General features: G+C 64.2%; 17 protein-coding genes. 5 read left to right on the plus strand and 12 right to left on the minus strand.

Annotation, left to right across the window (positions count from 1 at the left end; all coding sequences use genetic code 11):
* Nucleotide 1: 1 nt before the first annotated feature.
* Together GEV06_15015 and GEV06_15020 are read right to left on the minus strand one after the other, a co-directional pair.
* A complete protein-coding gene (locus GEV06_15015; GenBank protein ID MPZ19203.1) occupies nucleotides 2-451 on the minus strand; it encodes a PIN domain-containing protein in 450 nt (149 codons plus the stop codon).
* Between the two features lie 3 nt (nucleotides 452-454).
* Nucleotides 455-664 (minus strand): type II toxin-antitoxin system VapB family antitoxin, encoded by a 210-nt coding sequence (locus GEV06_15020; protein ID MPZ19204.1) that lies wholly within the window; start codon nucleotides 662-664, stop codon nucleotides 455-457.
* A gap of 291 nt (nucleotides 665-955) precedes the next feature.
* On the opposite strand from GEV06_15020, the gene GEV06_15025 reads away from it, so the two are divergent.
* Together GEV06_15025 and GEV06_15030 are read left to right on the plus strand one after the other, a co-directional pair.
* A complete protein-coding gene (locus GEV06_15025) occupies nucleotides 956-1,291 on the plus strand; it encodes a type II toxin-antitoxin system prevent-host-death family antitoxin (protein MPZ19205.1) in 336 nt (111 codons plus the stop codon).
* The gene (locus GEV06_15030; protein ID MPZ19206.1) at nucleotides 1,288-1,767 is read left to right on the plus strand and encodes a PIN domain-containing protein; all 480 of its coding nucleotides are present in this window, start codon (nucleotides 1,288-1,290) and stop codon (nucleotides 1,765-1,767) included. Before GEV06_15025 ends, GEV06_15030 begins: the two co-directional genes overlap by 4 nt.
* Nucleotides 1,768-1,777: 10 nt before the next feature.
* On the opposite strand, the gene GEV06_15035 is transcribed toward GEV06_15030, so the two are convergent.
* Nucleotides 1,778-2,293 carry a hypothetical protein gene (locus GEV06_15035; protein ID MPZ19207.1) on the minus strand — a complete coding sequence of 172 codons (516 nt, stop codon included), beginning with the start codon at nucleotides 2,291-2,293 and terminating at the stop codon, nucleotides 1,778-1,780.
* Between the two features lie 200 nt (nucleotides 2,294-2,493).
* Between GEV06_15035 and GEV06_15040 the strand changes: the two genes are divergently transcribed.
* Nucleotides 2,494-3,534: a YihY family inner membrane protein gene (locus tag GEV06_15040; GenBank protein ID MPZ19208.1), complete on the plus strand. Its 1,041-nt coding sequence runs from the start codon at nucleotides 2,494-2,496 to the stop codon at nucleotides 3,532-3,534.
* A gap of 9 nt (nucleotides 3,535-3,543) precedes the next feature.
* On the opposite strand, the gene GEV06_15045 is transcribed toward GEV06_15040, so the two are convergent.
* Nucleotides 3,544-4,464, minus strand: a complete 921-nt coding sequence (locus tag GEV06_15045) for a glycosyltransferase (protein MPZ19209.1) — start codon at nucleotides 4,462-4,464, stop codon at nucleotides 3,544-3,546.
* A gap of 197 nt (nucleotides 4,465-4,661) precedes the next feature.
* Between GEV06_15045 and GEV06_15050 the strand changes: the two genes are divergently transcribed.
* Together GEV06_15050 and GEV06_15055 are read left to right on the plus strand one after the other, a co-directional pair.
* On the plus strand, nucleotides 4,662-6,428 hold the full coding sequence (locus GEV06_15050; GenBank protein MPZ19210.1) for a right-handed parallel beta-helix repeat-containing protein: 1,767 nt from the start codon (nucleotides 4,662-4,664) through the stop codon (nucleotides 6,426-6,428).
* 14 nt (nucleotides 6,429-6,442) lie between these two features.
* Nucleotides 6,443-7,396 carry a polysaccharide deacetylase family protein gene (locus GEV06_15055; protein ID MPZ19211.1) on the plus strand — a complete coding sequence of 318 codons (954 nt, stop codon included), beginning with the start codon at nucleotides 6,443-6,445 and terminating at the stop codon, nucleotides 7,394-7,396.
* A 28-nt stretch (nucleotides 7,397-7,424) separates the two neighbouring features.
* Here the strand turns inward: GEV06_15055 and GEV06_15060 are convergent, their stop codons facing one another.
* From GEV06_15060 to GEV06_15095, 8 genes are all read right to left on the minus strand, one after another.
* Entirely contained in the window at nucleotides 7,425-9,293 is a 1,869-nt protein-coding gene (locus tag GEV06_15060; protein MPZ19212.1) for a glycosyltransferase, read from the minus strand.
* A 448-nt stretch (nucleotides 9,294-9,741) separates the two neighbouring features.
* Entirely contained in the window at nucleotides 9,742-10,968 is a 1,227-nt protein-coding gene (locus GEV06_15065; GenBank protein MPZ19213.1) for a glycosyltransferase, read from the minus strand.
* A gap of 154 nt (nucleotides 10,969-11,122) precedes the next feature.
* Nucleotides 11,123-12,328, minus strand: a complete 1,206-nt coding sequence (locus GEV06_15070) for a hypothetical protein (protein ID MPZ19214.1) — start codon at nucleotides 12,326-12,328, stop codon at nucleotides 11,123-11,125.
* A 23-nt stretch (nucleotides 12,329-12,351) separates the two neighbouring features.
* Nucleotides 12,352-13,242 (minus strand): WecB/TagA/CpsF family glycosyltransferase, encoded by an 891-nt coding sequence (locus GEV06_15075; GenBank protein ID MPZ19215.1) that lies wholly within the window; start codon nucleotides 13,240-13,242, stop codon nucleotides 12,352-12,354.
* Entirely contained in the window at nucleotides 13,229-14,239 is a 1,011-nt protein-coding gene (locus tag GEV06_15080) for an NAD-dependent epimerase/dehydratase family protein (GenBank protein MPZ19216.1), read from the minus strand. Before GEV06_15080 ends, GEV06_15075 begins: the two co-directional genes overlap by 14 nt.
* 176 nt (nucleotides 14,240-14,415) lie before the next feature.
* Nucleotides 14,416-15,981, minus strand: coding sequence for a hypothetical protein (locus GEV06_15085; GenBank protein MPZ19217.1), 1,566 nt, complete (start codon nucleotides 15,979-15,981; stop codon nucleotides 14,416-14,418).
* 214 nt (nucleotides 15,982-16,195) lie between these two features.
* Nucleotides 16,196-17,182 carry a nucleoside hydrolase gene (locus GEV06_15090; protein ID MPZ19218.1) on the minus strand — a complete coding sequence of 329 codons (987 nt, stop codon included), beginning with the start codon at nucleotides 17,180-17,182 and terminating at the stop codon, nucleotides 16,196-16,198.
* Between the two features lie 328 nt (nucleotides 17,183-17,510).
* On the minus strand, nucleotides 17,511-18,188 hold the full coding sequence (locus GEV06_15095) for a DUF222 domain-containing protein (GenBank protein MPZ19219.1): 678 nt from the start codon (nucleotides 18,186-18,188) through the stop codon (nucleotides 17,511-17,513).
* Nucleotides 18,189-18,265: the final 77 nt, after the last annotated feature.

Genomic DNA, 18,265 nt, shown 5'->3' on the forward strand with positions numbered 1-18,265 from the left:
GTCAGTTGACCTCGTCAGGTGATTCTTCGTCGGGCGGCGTGTCCGTCAATGAGATTTCGGGATGCACGACTTGGAGCCCCAAGTCCGTTTCGAACGGATCGAAGTCGCGGTCGTGGTGGAGCAACGCATGATCGCCTAGCAGGCAGAACGTGGCGATAAGGCAGTCGATGGTCTTGCGCACTGTGATACCGCGAGCCCGTAACAGCCGATAGTTGCGGGCAGCAGCCGTCGCCAAGTCAACACCGCCGGTCTCGAATACTTCGTAATGAAGGAGCTCTCTGAGGACTTCGGCCGCCTTGGCCTCCGACGTCACGCCCTGGAGCACCTCGCAGAGAATGAGATCCGCCAGCCCTAGCCGTTGTAGCGCCAGCTCGCGATCGAGCCATTCCGCTTCCGGCGTCGGGAGCCCCTTGAAATAGTCGACCCACACAGTTGTGTCGACAATCACCATCGACTATCGGCGCTCCGAGACACGATCCAGTCGGCTGGCGTCGAGATCGCCCTGCCAGGCGACACGCCCGCGCAATCGCCGGACGCCTACCTGCGCCTTTGTTTGGACGAGCAGGCGCAAGGCGGCGTCAACGACGGCGCGCTTGGTCTTGCTACCGCTGGCCCGCATCGCCTGCTTCATCAAACGATCGTCAATCTCGATGTTTGTCCGCATCGTATGCCTTCTATGTGTAAGGATCAGCGATTATGGTGTATCCGGTCAAGTGCGCGGGTGATAAGCGGTGCTGCCGGCAAGCGTGATCGCGGGGGCGCGCGGCACCCGTCAGCACGACACGCCGGCGGCTCCGCCCACCAGCGCGTAACCGATCCTGTCCACCGACTCCACACAGGCCGGCACTCAGATGTTTGGGAGGCCGGACAAAAACTGGGGGGCGGCAAGCGCGGGTGATCGCGTCGAGAGCCGCGGTCCGGACGGAACCCCGTGGCCAGAACGCCCGAGGACCGCATGCCCTCAATTGACGCCATTGCCGAATGTGGTCACAATGACTACATGAGTCGATCGGTAACGGTGGGCACTCGAGAACTAAAGACTCGCCTCGGGACGTACCTCCGACGCGTGCGGTCGGGGCAGACCCTCCTTGTCACGGATCGTGGAAGGCCCATCGCTGAAGTCCGGCCTTTTGCGGCCGGTTCGACGCCGGAAGATGCCGGGCTGGCCCGACTGAAGGCAACCGGAGCGGTAACCCAGCTGGTCGATCGACCGCTGGCCACGTTCCGCCCGATGCGAAGCCGCAAATCGCTGTCGGATGCGGTCATCGAGGACCGTGCTGATCGCGTATGACGCGCTATCTCGATGCGAGTGCGCTAGCGAAGCGTTACAGTCGCGAACGCGGCAGCAGCGCGGTGCGCCGGTTGCTGGCCACCGGAAGGGCCGCTACGAGCCGGCTGTCGGAAGTGGAGGTGGCATCGGCGCTCGTGCGCCGTGAGCGCGAGGGCGCACTCACGATTCGCCAACGTGACCGCGGCCTGGCGCGGCTGCGTGCGGACGCAGCCGCGTTGATTGTTGTCGAGCTCACGCCGGAGGTCACGGCAACGGCCAAGCAGCTGCTTCTACGTCACCACCTGCGCGCTAGCGATGCCATTCAACTTGCCAGCGCGCTCTACCTTCATCGTGAGCTGGACGTCGAGGTTCCGTTCGTGGCGTTCGACGACCGCTTGGTCGATGCGGCGCGCGGCGAAGGTTTGACGGTCGAGCGGGTCAGAAGTCCTTCTCGTCGCAGAACCGCCTCTCGGGAACGGAACGACACATCTTTGTAACGCCGAAATGCTACTTGAACACGCCGCTGAGAAGGCTCGCCGCCTGGCTCGCGCCCTTGTCTTGCACGAACTTGGTCAGGATCGGCGCCATCTTGCCCGCCATGTCCGGAGAGAGCCCAAGCTTGTCGAAGTTGCCGGCGAGGCTAGCCAGACCCATCGCGCCACCGCCGATGCCCGCCAACCCGGCCGCGCCCTGCATCGCCGGCGCCGCGCCGAGGAGCGCGTCGGTGCCAGGCACCGCCGAGGCCACCTCGGAGAATTCGTCTGGTTTGAGCTGCGACTTGGCGAGACCAAGGAGCGCGCCCGCGCCGCCTTGCGCCTGCTGCGGGGTGACGCCGAGCTCATTCGTGATGGCGCCGACGAGCTCAGGATTTGCCGAGTCCTCGACCGAGAGCTCTTCCTGCGATGCCGCGGCGCCGGGCTGCGGCACGCTGGGCGAGCTCTCCTGCGCCAGGGCTGTGCCCTGGACGATGCCGAGCGTAAACAGACCGCACAGGGTTAGTACTCTTGCCTTTGAGATTCGCATGGCGTATGTCTCCGTTTTGCGACGTGTGTCGGGCTACTCGGCGCCGATATGTGCTGGCGAACAAGTGTAGCCCCTCGATACCCGAATGCGAGCTCATGCGTATCATGTCTGTCGCGCAAATGCGCGGCTGCCGACCTCCGATGAGCTTGCGTTTCACGCCCCCATCGCGCGCATGATGATTCACAACACGGAGGTGTCCCGTGGGCGAGCACAAAGAGGAAAGGCAAGAGGCCACAGTCCAGGCCGGTGGCTCAGATCGTGACGAGCCTTCTCGCGGAGGTGACAAGCGGCAGTACGGCATCGCACGGCAGTTCGGCGCCCTCTTGACGCTCGGACCCCGTCGTTTGGCGTTGCTGTTCTACGAGGCGTACAACGAGTGGTCGACCGACGGCGCCGCCCGGCTCGGCGCGGCCTTGTCCTACTACACGCTCTTTTCGATCGGCCCGCTGTTGATCGTCATCGTCGGCACGGTAGGTCTCATCTTCGGCGACAGGGCTGCACGGGGGGAGCTCCAACCCCTGCTCACAGGGCTCGCGGGGCAAGAGGCTGCGACGGCGATTGAGGAAATCCTGAAGCAAGGGATGACGAAGTCTGGGGGCGTGATTGCCAGCGTGACAGGCGCCGTGACGCTGTTTTGGAGCGCATCGTTCCTCGTGAACGAGCTTAGGCAGCAGCTCGATATCGTGTGGAAGGTTCAGCCTGCCGCCCAAGCGGCAACCATGATGGGCGTCATTGCCGAGTTCCTCATCCAGCGGGTCTACGCCTTCTGCCTGGTCATCGCCGCCGGCCTCCTGCTGGTGATGTCCGTCCTCGTCAACACGGCGGTCGCGGCGGCCGGCACCTACTTCAGCGCGTGGCTGCCGATGTCCGAGGTGGCGCTCCAGGCGATCAGCCTGAGCGTGGCGTTTGCGATGTCCACCGGCGTCTTCGCGCTGATTTACAAGGCGCTGCCAGACGCGGAGGTGGCGTGGGGCGACGTGTTCGTTGGCGGCGCGGTGACTGCGCTGCTCTTCGGTCTTGGCAGCTTCCTGATCGCGACGTTCGTGGGGAAGGCCGCCGCAGGCTCCGTCTACGGCGTCGCCGGTAGCGTGTTGGCGCTCCTATTGTGGGTCTACTATTCCTCGCAGGTATTCCTCTTCGGCGCCGAGCTGACACGCGTATTCGCGAACCGCTACGGTGGCTCGGTTCTGCCCCGGCGCCAAGGAGGCGTCCGCTTCATCCCTGGCGTGGCTCGTTCGTGAGTCACGCTCCTATTCCTGGACGGCCGAGCGCTGCCCGCGGCTCGAGTGGACTGCGGCTCGAATCCGGAGGTCACGAACGTAAGCCAACGTCGTGAACTTGACGAACTTGAGCAGCTCTATCGAGTAATCGATTGCATAGCCCTGCCAACGCCGCGAGAAGCTGTCGAAGCTCATCACCGGAGCCGAGGAGCACACGCTCGCACTATACAAGTAGTTTGCATAGCGGTGACATCGACTGTTCTCTACCCATTTCCACCAAGGTCGTCGCGTTACTTCGTGTCGGTACAAGAGCAGGACCTCGGGCAGCGTGTGGAAGCGGCAGAAGCGGTGAATACGGCGAAAGTACTCGAAATCCTCGGCCCGAACGAGCTCCTCGCGGTAGCGACCGAACGCGCTGAAACAGCGCGCGCGGAGCATGCTCGCCCCGTGGACCACGCCCATCCTCCCCCGTTGAAACCGCCGACTGATTGCGGCCGGCTCTTCGGGAAATCGGATGCTCCTCCGCGGCGCGGACCCGTTCCAGAACACCAGCATGTGGCCCGAGACCACATCGACCTCGGGATGCGCCTCGAGAAACGCCACCTGTCGCGCAAACCGGTGTGGCAGAGAGATGTCGTCGCTATCACACACGGCGATATAGCGTCCGGTTGCGACCGCGAGGCCGGCGTTGCGGGCAGCGCCGCGCCCGGAGTTCTTGGGCAAGCGGAGCACCCGGATGCGGGGGTCCCGGTACGCGGCAAGGACGGTCGGCGTGTCATCTTGTGATCCGTCGTCGATGACAATCAGCTCCCAGTTCTCGAAGGTTTGTGAGATCACGCTGTCGACGGCATCCTTCAGGTAGGGAGCGGCGTTGTAGGCCGGCATTACCGCTGACACCGTGATGGGCGCCGCCGGCCCGTGCGCCACCGTGCCTCGTTGCACCGTCGTCATACCCGCCTACGTCTCCTCGAGGAAGCTGCAACATCGGGCGGAAGGGGTGACCAAAAACAGAAACCGGGTACCTTTTCGCCCTCGTCGCCCATCGAAAAGGAACCCGGTTCCTTTTTTTCGCGCCTGAGAAATTGATCCCGCATGATACCCGATCTACACTACTGCAGTGCCCTAGTTCTCTGGTATCGCGATTTCCCATGACGAAGCGGGTCCATTGGCCGCGCGTTCTCTTGCCCGCGAGTGCTCTCGCGCTTGCAATCGCCGCACCCTCGTCTGTGTTCGCACAGGCCCCGGCGCCGCCGGGCAGCCTGCGCATTATTGCGAGCCCAGACCCACAGGAGCCAGTAGTCGTCATCTGGTCCGACGAGGCCTCCCTTCAGCCGGGGAGCACGCGGCGGTTCACAGCCGTGGTGACCGGGACGTCGGAGCAGGAGGTGACATGGACGGCCACCGGCGGGAACATCGCGTCTGACGGAACGTATACCGCCGGCGAGACGCAGGGTAGCTATCGAGTGACCGCCACAACGTCGGAGGGCTCGATTTCTGCCTCTGCTCCGGTGACGATCGGCGTCGGGTCTGCCGTCGAGATCTCCCCCGGGCATGACATCCAGGCGATCGTGGCCGACAATCCTTCCGGTGCGACGTTTCTGTTGAATGCCGGCGTGCATCGCCTCCAAGCCGTCATCCCGAAGGACCGTCAGACCTTCATCGGCGAGCCGGGTACGATCCTCTCCGGCGCGCAAGTCCTGACAGGGTGGGTACGATCCGGTTCGACCTGGTATGTGATAGGTCAGACGCAGCAGGGATCGCAGCGCGGCGAATGTCTTCCGGAGCACCCACGTTGTGCCTATCCGGAGGACCTCTTCGTCGACAACGAAGCGCTGGTCCATACGGACAGTCTGTCGAATGGCGGGCCAGGCAAGTGGTTCTTCGATTATGCCGCGGAGCGTATTTACGTGTGGGATGATCCAACGGGACATGTGGTGGAGACGAGCGTCACTCCCTATGCGTTCGACGGCGCGGCGTCTGGCGTGACGATCACCAACCTCGTCGTGGAGAAATACGCGAACCGTGCCGAGGATGGCGCCATTCAGGCCTGGGATGCGCCGGGCTGGACGATTCTGGACAACGAGGTGCGATGGAACCACGGGATCGGCATCCACATGGCGGATGATCGCAGGGTGCTCAACAATCATGTCCACCACAACGGACAGATGGGCATCGGCGGAAAGGGCGACAACAGCTACGTGGTTGGAAACGAGATCGCGTACAACAATGCGGTTGGGTTCGATCCCTACTGGTCCGCAGGCGGCACGAAGTTCACGTTTTCCGACGGCCTGACGATCAGCGGCAACTTCTCCCATCACAACGGCGGGCCCGGCCTGTGGACCGACACGGACAACATCAACGTGGTGTTCGAGTACAATCGGTGCGAGGACAACACCCATTCGGGAATCTCTCATGAGATTGGGTACAAGGCGATCATCCGCCACAATACGCTTCGCCGGAACGGCACGAAGCACCCATATCCCTACTGGGTGGACGGCGGTGGCATCGTCGTCTCCACGTCGAGTGATGTGGAGGTGTACGGCAACACGCTCGAGGAGAATTGGCAGGGCATTACGGGACTCGATGAGGATCGAGGGAAGGGCCGACATGGCGTCTACACGCTGACGAACTTCCACGCGTACGACAACGTCGTGAAGTCGGTGAGACCACTCGGCGAGGGATCGGGCCGTACCGGCATCACGGGAGAGACGGAGGCGACCTTTACCCGCAAAGGCAACCTGTTCACGAACAACACGTATGAGCTCGGTCCTTATCGGGCGTACTTCTTTTGGTTGGCTGGTGAGCACGGCGAGGCTGCCTGGAAGGGTTTTGGTCAGGACGTCAGCGGGAGGTTCACTCGCACCGTGGCTCGCCTGGGCACCCGCGGGGATGCGAGTGTGGCATCCGCGAGATAGAACCGTTCTGTTCCATGAGTACGACGGTCGACCTGGCGAAACGGCTGGGCACGACCGTCCTTCGTCGCGGCCCGGCGCGGCAGGCGGCGCTGCGGCTGGCGCGTGCCTCTCACCGCTCACTCGTCCTGGTCTATCATCGGGTCGCCCCCGATGGGCCAGCCGCACACGAAGTGGTCCCTTCGCTCCCGACGGCTCTGTTTGCGGCGCAGCTCGACATGCTCCAACAGATTGGGCAGGTCGTCGCTCTGGAACGTCTCCTCGAGTCACACGCAACCAACCAGGGTCCGCGATTCGCGATTACATTCGACGATGATCACGTGTCTCATCGGCTCCACGCGTTGCCGGTGCTGAAGGCGCGCGGTTTGCACGCGACTTTCTTCCTCTCCGGGCGCAGCCTGCATGGCTTGGGCCCCTATTGGTGGAACATCCTCGAGCACAGCATCCATGTGAGAGGTTTGGAGTCCACACGTCGCGTGCTCGCACTCGACGGGAACGGGCCCCCAGAGCTGGCGGCTGCGCTGGAGGATTCACCGCTCACCGAACGACTCTCTCGGCTACTACCTTGCCCGGAAGACTCACCCATGCCTGCCGGCGACATCGACGCCCTGGCGCGGGCCGGGATGACCATTGGTTTCCACACGCTCCGCCACCCGATCATGACCGACGTCCCGTGCGCCGCATTGGACGCGGCCCTCGCGGAAGGTCGGTCGGCCCTTGCGGCAGCGGCCGGGACGTCGGTGGACCTTTTCGCGTACCCGCACGGACGTGCGGACGCGACGGCCGCTATTGCCGCTGAACGGGCCGGCTTCCGCGCGGCATTCGCTTCGGGGGGACGGCCCATCAGCCCTCGCAGCGACCCGTTTCTGCTCGGACGATGGGACCCCGGATTCCTGGTGCAGGATGAGTTCGCTGCAGCCGTGACGCTTCGACTCCTTCGCCCGCCCACGCCGCCGTGCTCGAGAAGGTGACGGGAGTTCTGAGTTTGAGTCTCACAACTCACCCCGACGGCTTGGCATACGGCGAGCGGCCCCTCACGTTCCGCCGGGATGCGATTCGTAGCCAGAGATCGCGAACATACGCCGTGACCGTGAACTTGACGAACTTGAGCAGCTCGATGGAGTACTCGGCCGCGTAGCTTTGCCAGCGCTTGGAGAACGCCTCGAGACTGACCACTGAGGTCGCGGAGCGATCACCCGCACGATGCAGGTAATTCGCATACCGGTGACATCGACTGTTCTCCACCCATTTCCGCCACGGCAGTCCCGCTGCCTCGTGCCGGTAGAGGAGCAGCACCTCCGGAAGGTTACGGAACCGGCAGAACCGATGAATGCGGTGAAAGAGCTCGAAATCCTGGGCGCGAACGAGCTCCTCGCGATAGCAGCCGAACCGCTGGAAACATCGCGCGCGGATCATGCTCGCTGGATGCGCCACGCCCATCTTGCCGCGTCGAAAGCGCTGATCGATCTTCGCTGGATCCTCGGGGAATCTCGTACCAGGTCGCGGGGCGTGTCCGCTCCAAAACACCAGCACGTGTCCTGAAACGATATCGATCTCGGGATGCGCGTCGAGAAACGCCACCTGCTCGGCGAAGCGGTGTGGCAGAGAGATGTCGTCGCTATCGCAAATCGCGACATACCGTCCGGTGGCCATCGCGAGACCGGCGTTTCTGGCGGCGCCCCGCCCGCGATTCTTTGGTAGCCGGAGCACGCGGATCCGGGGATCGTCGTACGCGGCGAGGATTGCCGGCGTGTTGTCCTGTGATCCGTCGTCGACGACGATCAGCTCCCAGTGTGTGAAGGTCTGCGCGAGCACGCTGTCGATGGCGTCGTTCAAGTAACCGGCGGCATTGTAGGTGGGCATCACCGCTGACACGGTGACATGCTCGAGGTTGGGCGTCTCCGTACTACGCTGCCCCACAGTCATGCTCGTTCTCTTCCCGCCTCCGACGACTCCATGCGTCGCTGGGCCAGGTGGTGCGACGTCGCGAGCCATGGGCGCGCGAGCCGGTGTCTGATGATCATCGAGAGCGCGTACGTGACGATGAAGCTCAACGCCGCACCGTAGATGCCCCACGCCTGGATGCTCAACACGGCCACGACCAATGCGAGCGGGCCGCTGACGGCGCTGCTGATCAGCAGGAGCCGAGGCTGTTGCACGGCGCTCAAGACGATGCCGTAGCTCGTTGCCGCGCCATCGAACAGCGCAGCAATGCCGAACAAGGGGATGAGCGCGGACGCGGATGAAAACTTCCCCAGGTACAGCAGCCGTTCCAGACTTCCATGGAAGAGCACGAGAATGATCTCGACGGTTAGGGCCAATGCCACCAACAGGGATGTGATCAGGCGGCTCTTTTGTCTGAGCGAGTCCAGTTTCCCTGCGCCGAAGTCTCGCGCCAGCGTCGGCAGTGCCAGATTCGACAACGCCGTCATCGTGTGGCTGATCGGCACCATGAAGACCTGCATCGCGCGCAGCGTGCCGGCCGCGGCCAGTCCAAGAGTCGCCGTCACGATGAACGTCACTGCGGGGGCATGTGCCGTCTCCAGGCACACCTTCGCCAGCAGCCACCGGCCGTACCGCCATCGCTCCGAGATGAGCGTGCGCATCGTGAACGGTACGGCGTCTTCGGTGACACGAGGGGCCTGATGAGCGATCAGCAACAACATGAAGGCTGCGGCGAGCGCACCGCCCGCCCCCATGATGAGGAATCCGACGACCGGGCTCAGGTCGTAGAGCTGGATCCCGACCGCGATGCCGGCACAAATACTGGCGAGATACAGCGCGCTGCCGGTCATTGCCGCCATGGGGCGCGTCAAGAGGTACATGAAGCGTCGCGTCAGCCAGAACAGCAGGATCGCGGGGCAGCATGCGCCCGCCGAGATCAGTGCGCTCCCCACGCTACTTGCCAGGCCGACACTCGACACCGCGATTCCGGCGGCGACCAGAATGGCCCCAAGGCAGGCCGTGAACACCGCATGCAGCACCAACTGCGCACGACAATACGCTCTGAGGTGTGACGCGTATCGTGAAGTCTCGAGCACCGTTGCGGGCTCGAGAATGAACGCGTTGTGCACCGCGGTCAGCGTGATCAGAATCGTGTAGGTGAACGCGAATGCTCCGTAGTCGGCTGCAGGGAGCGAGCGGGCCAGGGCGACATTCATCACGAAGTTGCCGCCCGCAAACAGTGCCTGCTCGGTCACGGCAGCGCCGCCCTTGAGGATCCATGAGCGGACCCGTTCAACCGGTGGCGCGATACCCGTGAAGCTCAGGACCTGCGAGAAGAGCATCGGTGTGGTCCACGAATGCCGCCGCGCGGTCAAGCCATCGTCCGCGGGAGGGCGCTGGGGTTCGCCCGGCCGGCAGACGTCCGCTGTGCGGCGCTCGCGATGAATCGATCTCGGGTCGCTTGATATGTGGCAGCAAGCATGGCGTAGTTCTGTTCAGCGGTGTATTTCGAGAGGAATAGCGCTCGGCCGCGAGATCCCATCCGCGCCAACTCCAGACGATGCGCGAGCGCCCAGCGGATCGTGGCCGCAAGACCAAAGGCGTCGCCGGGACGGACGTGGAGCCCCGCAACGCCGTCGGGAACGATCTCGGCCAGGGAGCCATGCCCGCTCACGATCACCGGTAACCCAGTGGCAAGCGCCTCCAGGAGGGTCATTGGGAATCCCTCATAGACTGTCGAGGGAAAGACCAAGAACGTCGCCTGTCGCATCAGCTCCAGCACGCGTGCGCGCGGCACGTGCCCGAGCCACTCGACATTTGCCGGCGACCCTTGGGCCAGCGCGTCGAGTGGCCCGCTGCCGACGATCACGAGCTTCAACGAGCTCCGCAACTGTCGCCAGGCGGACAACAGCACATCCAGACCCTTCTCGGTCGAGAGACGGCCGATGAACAACGCGAACTCGCCCGCGTGGTCGCCCGGCAACGGGTCCTCACTCACGGCATTCGGCTTGACGACGATTCGATCCGTGGGCAGGCCGCCAGCGACGAACTGCTGCTTGGCGAACTCGGTGAGCGCGATGTAGGTGGTGACCGCCTCGCGCCATGTCCCAAGCATCCGGTGGAGCGCGAGCATGGCGGTCGTCACGGCGGTGGCCGGTCGGCTCGCGCGATAGCAGGCGTGGACAACCGCTGGCCAGGCGACGCGCCGGCCGACACAATCGTGGCAGACATGGCCATCCCGATACAGCAGGGCATTTGGGCACATCAGCCGATAGTTGTGGAGCGTTTGGACGACCGGCACGCCTTCCGCCCGCGCCGCATAGTACGCGGCCGGGGAGATCAACGGGAACGTATTGTGAAAATGGGCGATCTCCGGCGATTCCTCCCTGAACAGCGCGCGCAGACGAGCGTAGCTGTCGCGGTTCCAGAGCGTTGCCCGAGCGACCGCCAACCGCCGCATGTCATCGATCGCGTCGTTGTGCACCGAATGCCGGCGGACCTCGTGACCATGCGCTTCGAGGAGCGTTGCCTCTGTGGAGAACACGTTGTCCTCGCCGCCCGCCTGCTGGTAATGATTGTGGAGCAGCACGATCTTCACGAATTCTCCCTTGGACACGGGCCTGACCATGTAGCGCAGGCCCTCTAGAGCGTGAGAAACAATCCCCGTAGCGCGGGCCGTTTCGGTCTGCCAGCCGCGCGCCCGGCAGGCCTAAAGGCCTGCGCTACGGCTGTCAATTCACGGCCCCGACCCCCTAGGTCGGGCGCAGGAATGTCGAAGCTCCAGGCACCGCCGCACCGGTGACCGGCGCCCCAAGGCCGGCTCCCACCATCACGCCCAGCGGACCCATGACGAAGGGATAGATGATCGCGTTGTCGGTGATCGCGACAATCAGCAATCCCAAGAGACTCAATGTTGCCGCCAGCTTCATTGGCGCCAGGGGATCAGCGCGGCGCTCAGCCGACGTCCATCGCGCGCAGAGCATACCAAGCCACATGGTGAGGCTCCCGACGAACAGGAGCAACCCGATGGCGCCCAGGTCGTGCCACAGACGCAGATAGTCGTTGTGAGGATGGTCGATATCATCGAGCTCATCGACAACGGCGCGCTGGCTGGACCCGAGCCCTTGTCCGATGACCGGGCTGGTCGTCGCCGACTCGGTGACCACAGCCCACATCCTCGCCCGTCCCGACACGTTGATGTCCACGCCGCCCACCTCGAATCCGACGTCCCCAGTGGTCAGCCGGTTGCGGAGCGGCGTGACGTAGGTGAAGAGCGCTCCTACCACAGCGAGCGTCACCAAAACTACGGGTACGCGCACCGCAAAGGCTCTTGGACTGAACCGTAGCCGCGCCAGCGTCGCCAGGAGTACACAGAGCAGGCCGGCAGCGAGGGCAGTTCTCGACAGGCTCAACAGAATGGCGGACAGCCACAACCAGGCCTTGACACCCGCCCTCGGCACCTGCGACCAGTGCGCGAGGTGCCAGCTCAGCGGTAGCAGTGCCAAGATCGCCACGGAGCGGGCTCCGACGAACCAGCGCGTTTCGTCGGCCATGGGAAGACCGAGTGTCACCAGCCCCACGACGATAGTTGTGAGTGTGATCCGGTCGATCCAGCCCACGCCACGGCGAATGACCTCGTACATCCGTCGAGGCTCGGACGCGGCGAGCGTGCCTGACAGCAGCAGTGCCACGCCGAACAGCGCATAGACGACCCCATTCTGCACGCCTGCCGTCTGCGGCGGCGCCCAGAACACGCTGAGCCCGACCCATCCCATGAAGAGCCCATAGGGGATCATCCGGTGGACCAGCGGTTTCGGGTACGCGCCAACGGCAATCAGGCCACCCACGGCAAGCGCGAGCTGCGCGACCGTCAGCATGCCCATGCTGCTCACCCCGCCCACGTCCACGAGGTGTTGCGGCATATCGACGAGCGCCGCGATGAAAAGGAGCAGCGCCACGATCCAACGTGCGCGGGATGCCCTCACTTGCGAGCCCCGAAGCTCGACTCAAACGCGTCAAGCTTCGGATCCTCGAGCGTGCTGTCTGGTTGCGTGTCGTTTGCCCTGGAGTGATCGGCCTGCCGCCCGCTCGCAGGAGCCGCCCGTCTCTGCCACGTCTCGAGCAGCGTCAGCCAGATGAACTGCGGATTGTTCACGAGATACCGCCGCCACAGCCTGCGCGGCTCGCTCGCCAAGCGAAAGAGCCACTCGAGCCCACTCTGCTGCATCCACTTGGGCGCTTGACGTTTCAAGCCCGCATGGAAGTCGAACGCCGCACCCACGCCGATCAGCACAGAGGGACTGAGCTCGTGGACGTGCGTTGCCATCCAGCGCTCTTGCTTGGGAGTTCCCAGACCGACCCACACGATGTCTGGCTTCGCGTCGTTGATGCGACGGATGACTTGCGCTTCTTCCTCCGGCGTCATGGCCTTGAAGGGCGGTGAATACGTGCCCGCGATCGCCAGCCCTGGATAGCGCTTCTCCAACCGGCGGGCCAGTCGTTCGGGCACACCCTCGCGCCCGCCGAAGAAGAAATGTCGGTATCCGGTTGCCAGGGAGCGCTCGCAAATCGCCAGCATGAGGTCGGGCCCGTAGACGCGGGCCGTGTTGCGCCATCCTCGCCATCTGCTGAGCCACACCAGCGGCATCCCATCCGGGGTCACGAGCCCCGCGGCGTTGTGGATGTCGCGCAGTCGGGCATCGCGTTGGCTCTCCATGACACCGTGCACACCGGTGACGCAGACGTACTGGCCGGCGCCCGACGTGATCCATCGATCAATGACATCGAGCGCGCCATCCATGTCGATGGCGTTGACGCGGACGCCGAGAATGTCGACCTCAGGGATGGAACCGCCCGCCTCAGGCGACACCATGCGCCACCTCGGTGCTCCTGAGGGAGTGTGCCACTTGCTCTTCGATCCACGGGTAGGTGCGCGCCACTCCCTCTTCGAGCGAGATCTGCGGTGCCCAGCCGAGCACCTGACGAAGTCGGGAGTTGTCCGAGTTGCGTCCGCGGACCCCCTGTGGCCCCGCCACGTGGCGCTTCGTCACCGTGATCCCTGCCGTGGCGGCGACCAGGTCGGCCAGCGCGTTGATACTAATGAGCCGATCCTGCCCCAGGTTCAACGGTTCGCTGTAGTCCGAGTCCATCAGCCCTCGGATCCCAGCCACGCAGTCGTCGATGTAGCAGAACGATCGCGTTTGCTCGCCGTCGCCCCAGATCTCGATCTCGTGACGCCCCGAGAGCTTCGCGACGGCCACCTTGCGACACATGGCCGCAGGGGCCTTCTCGCGCCCGCCGTCCCACGTGCCGAGCGGACCGAAGATGTTGTGAAACCGTACGACGCGGGTCTCCATCTCGAACTCTTCCGCGTAGTGTCGGCAGAGGCGCTCGGTGAGCAGCTTCTCCCATCCATAGGCATCTTGTGGTTGCGCAGGATACGCTTCTTCTTCGCGTAGCGGTTGCACGTCAGCCTCGGTCTGCCGGTACTCGGGATAAATGCACGCCGATGAGGTATACAGGTAACGCTGAACGTCATTGCGCCGGGCGGCCTCGAGCGTCTGCGTGCTGATCAACAGGTTGTTGCGCAGGATCCGTGCGTGGTTCGTGGAAATGTAGCCCATCCCGCCCATGTCGGCGGCGAGCGCGTAGACGTGATCGATTCCTTTGGTACTTTCGAGGCAGTCCTCCCACTTGCACAGATCGCGAATGCAGAACTCGTCTGCAGCCGTTGGTGCGTATTCGGGATGCTTCAGATCGACGCCGCGCACCCACGCCCCCTCACGCTTGAGCCGTGCCACGAGATGATGCCCGATGAAGCCACCGGCGCCGGTGACCAGTATCCGCTTCCCTGTTAGAGCTCGTGCCATGATTGTCCTCCTGGATGTTCGCTCGATCCATAGGTAGGGCCGCCTCGCCGAGGCGGCCGTGACGGCGCGTTCACGCCTTCGCGCTCCGCGCTCCCGCCTTCGCTAAAGCTTCGGCGGGTTCGACGTAGCCTTGGCGAAGTCGAAACGGGCGGACGAGTCGGCGAACGCGCCCCACCTCAGCGCGTCAGCGCGCTCCACACGGCCGCCACGGTTACCAAGAAGAGCAGCGCTGTTGCCGCCGACGCCGCGAGGCCGCGCATCCGGTGCCCACGACGATCGTCACCCGTCGCCATTACCGGAACGACGGCGAGGACTGGAAGCGACAATGCAGTCAAGACATCTGCCCTGGTTCGCAGGCTGCGGTCGCGGATCTCGAGCAGCACGATGAGGCCAACCCCGAGTCCTAGCCCGGCCACCGCGCCGAGCCCAACGATGATCGCGCGCGGGGGGCTGACCGGCCGGTGCGAGACCTGGGCTTCCTCGACGAGCCTGAACTGCTCCCCGCCGCGGCGCCGCTCCAGGTCCTCCGCCATTTCGGCCGCCTGGCTGTTGGCCAGAATCTGCTTGTATTGCTCGGAGACGGTCTCGTAGTCGCGCATCAGCGCTTTCATCTCGGACTCGCGCGCAGGCGCGGCATCCAACCGGCGTTGATACTCCGCAGCGATGCCCTGCAGCTTTTGCTCTTCCTCCTGCTTGCTCTCGACGTTCCGGTCCACGGCGGCCAGCTCTGCCTCGAGGTCACGTAGCCGCCTGCGTTGCGCCAGGTTTGCGGGCGTCCGCGGGAGCTTCTCTGCTGATGCCGCAGCTGGCCGCTCCAACTCCGCTCGCGCTTCCGCCTCGAGCTCGGAGACCACTCGTCGCGCTCGGATCACGTCCGGGTGCTCCGGCTTCAGGCGGCGCTCGAGTGACGCGAGCTCCGCCGACGCGTAGAGCAGCCGGTCTGCCGCGGATCCCCCTACGGCCGGCTCGTCGTTGTCTTTTTGATCAGTACGAGTCGGGTCGATGACCTGCGGGTCGGTCACGTCCGCGATTTGCCGCTCCATCAGCAGCCGTCGATCCTTGTCTCGATTGATGGATTCGCGAAGCTGCTGCAGCTGCATCTGCGCGTTGGCGACCGCCTGCATGTTGGTCTCCATCTGGTCCGGCAGCGCTCCCGCGTACCTGCGTCGATAGGTCTCGAGCCGGCTTTCCGTCGTCTCGAGGTGAGCCTTGACCTGTTCGAGCTGCCGCTTGAGAAACTCGCTCGATCCTTGGGCCAGCTCGGTGCGCTCCTTGATGTTCTCGTCGATGAAGAGGCTGGCCAGTCGCGCCGCAACCCGCTGCGCGAGTGCTGGGTCGCCAGCATAGAAGCTCACTTCGAAGGCGTCGTCCTTGGCCGGCGCCATCGTCACGTCCTTGTCCCGCATCCGGTTGACGGCGTCGGCCATGGCGCCCGCTTGGCGGTCCGGATACACATTGAGCTCGCGGATGATCCGCTCGAGGCGCGGCCGGCTGAGGATCCTGCGCCGGATGGATTCGAGCCGGTCCTGCGGACCGATGGTGACGGTCGAGCGCACGTAGGACTCGGGCACACTCTGAGGCACGATGGAGATGACCGCCGTGGAGACCCAACGGGACGGAAGCTTGGCAACCACGAGTGCGGTACCGGCGGCGACCACGAGAAAAGGCACTACAAGCAGCCACCGTCGTCGCCACGCGACCGCGAGCATGTCTTCGGGTGTGTATTTCTTACCTGGAATCATCGTGTGTCCAATTCGCGCGACAAGCAGGGACTACTAGATGCAACGTTGCCGCCAAGCTGAGGTAGGCAACGGCTTCCTCTGGAAAGGTGCCAATTTTTCTACCTGTTCTGCTCCGGCGGGTCGGGGCGAAGGGACGAACGATGGAGCCAGAAGTCTCCCTTTCGGCAGAGTAACGTCCGCGGCGACGCGGTAGAAAAGGGAGCCGGGGTAGCTTTCAGTCTCTCGCTACGGTCTCGTAGAAGTCTTTGATGATGCTGCCGCGATCGAAGTGCTCCCACAGCACGATCGTGCGGCGGTTCTTCGGTCGGTCGACCCACGAGCCATCCTTCAGGAGCGGCGCCGGTATTGTGACCCTGCTGGCCCAGGCGGGATTCTTCACGATGGCGGCGGCTGCCATGTCGTAGAGGGCACGAGACGGGGGAGTGCCGGCAAGCTCGATGTGCTCGAATAGGTTCACCGAATAATCACCAAAGTTGCTGAACGCGCCCCCATGACGCCCGCGGACCGGAGGATCCACGCGCGGCCCTTTGCCTGGCATGTTCCGCTGGATCTCGGCTAGCGTGACGCGAACAGCATCGGTGCCGGAGGGTTGGTCGTAGCGGACAACCGCGATCTCGAAGTCCGCGCGTGTATCGAGAATGTACTGTAACGAGGGTTCGTCGTTGAGCTGATTGTACTCGCCCGGCTCGGGATAGTTCGAGCCAAGCCACACAATGCGGACCCGTGGCGCGATGTCCGGGGCCTTGGCCAGCGCCAGCGCCACGTTGGTCAGCTTGCCCACGGCCAACAAGACCAAGCGTCGATCGTCGCGCGCTCGCGCCCGCTCGATGATGAACCGAACGGCGTCCGCTCCGTCGAAGTCCGGTCGTCCGACACGGCTCTTGATGTCGTTGAACGCCTTGTCGGCGCCACGATAGACCTTCACCTCCGGGTGACGCGCGCAGAGGTTCACCATCCGCACCGCCTCACCGTAGTGCTCGTCGATACCGCCTCCACTTTGGGTGCGGTTGACCGTGATCCCTTCGACGTCGAACACATCGGCGTTGAGGAGGAGATAGGCGATTGCATGCTGATCGTCGAGCTCGTTGTTGGCGTCGGTGTCCAGGATTACCCGGATCTTGCCGGAGCGTGGCGCCGCGAGGCCGATGTGGGCGGTCGTTGCGGCAAGAACGAGGACGGTCACGAAGGTGAGGGCTCTCATGGCTTGGGCTTTCGAGTCACGCCTTTCTGTCTGCGTCAAGACGCCGCGAGCGTTCCTGTGACGTAAGCGTCGGTATCGCCAGCTATTCGTCTATGCGAATATATAATGTATCCGATGAGCCTGCGGACGCGCTTCTCGAGGTGACCTCGAGTTGCCTTGATGAACCGGCAGCCAGCCTCCGTGCCCCCTTCTGGCGACTGGCGTGGCGCCGGCGTCTCTCTCGCGGCAGTCGAACTCGCCCCGGCGCTGCTTTGTCAGATCCGATAGTTCATTGCAAAACCAAGGAGAGCCGAATGTTGCCCGTATCTCTTTGGACGTCTTCCACGAGCTACATGGCGACCGACCTTTCATCGGAAACGCCCCCGACTAGGGGGACGACCACTGGGCGATCTCGTAGCACGTCGAGCGCCCAGCGTAGATCGAATCGCTCGCCGAGCCACTCTGGCGTGGCCGTGTCCGGCCCGATGCGGATCGCGGCCGCGGCCAGCCGCGCGGTGCTTGGCGCGAGCGGGTCCCCAACATCGCCGCCCTCGGTGTCCCATCTGGGCGCGGGTGGTGCGGCCGGCAGCAGTCGGCCGTCGGGTCGGCACACGGCGATCGTTCCATCCGGGGCTCGCGTGAGCGTGAAGCCTTCTTCATGCACCGCTCGATGATGTCGACGGCAGAGCAAGGAGAGATTAGTCAGCCGCGTCGCACCTCCGTCGGACCAGTGGACAATATGGTGGACGTCACAGTGCCGCGCCGTACAGCCGGGAAACTGGCAATGGCGATCGCGGGCGGTGAGCGCCCGGCGGATCGCGGGCGGAATCGTCCGCCGCTTCCGTCCGACATCGAGCACCGTGCCATCTGGCGCATGCCGCATCACCACGGTCGCCGCATCGCAGGCGATGCGGCGCGACGTTTCAGCTGAAACGTGCGTCCCGTCCGCATCCTCCAGCACCGCCTGGCCCGCGTCGGACGCAACCGCCTCCCCGTCGGCCGTTCCGGCGTCTGCTTGGACCAACATAACCTTGCGGAGTCTGAGTATTTTACGACGATGTAGTATAATGGCCTGAACTTGCAGCCGCGCACACAGGGGAGGCG

It is taken from the genome of Luteitalea sp., assembly GCA_009377605.1.
Taxonomy (GTDB): Bacteria; Acidobacteriota; Vicinamibacteria; order Vicinamibacterales; family Vicinamibacteraceae; genus WHTT01.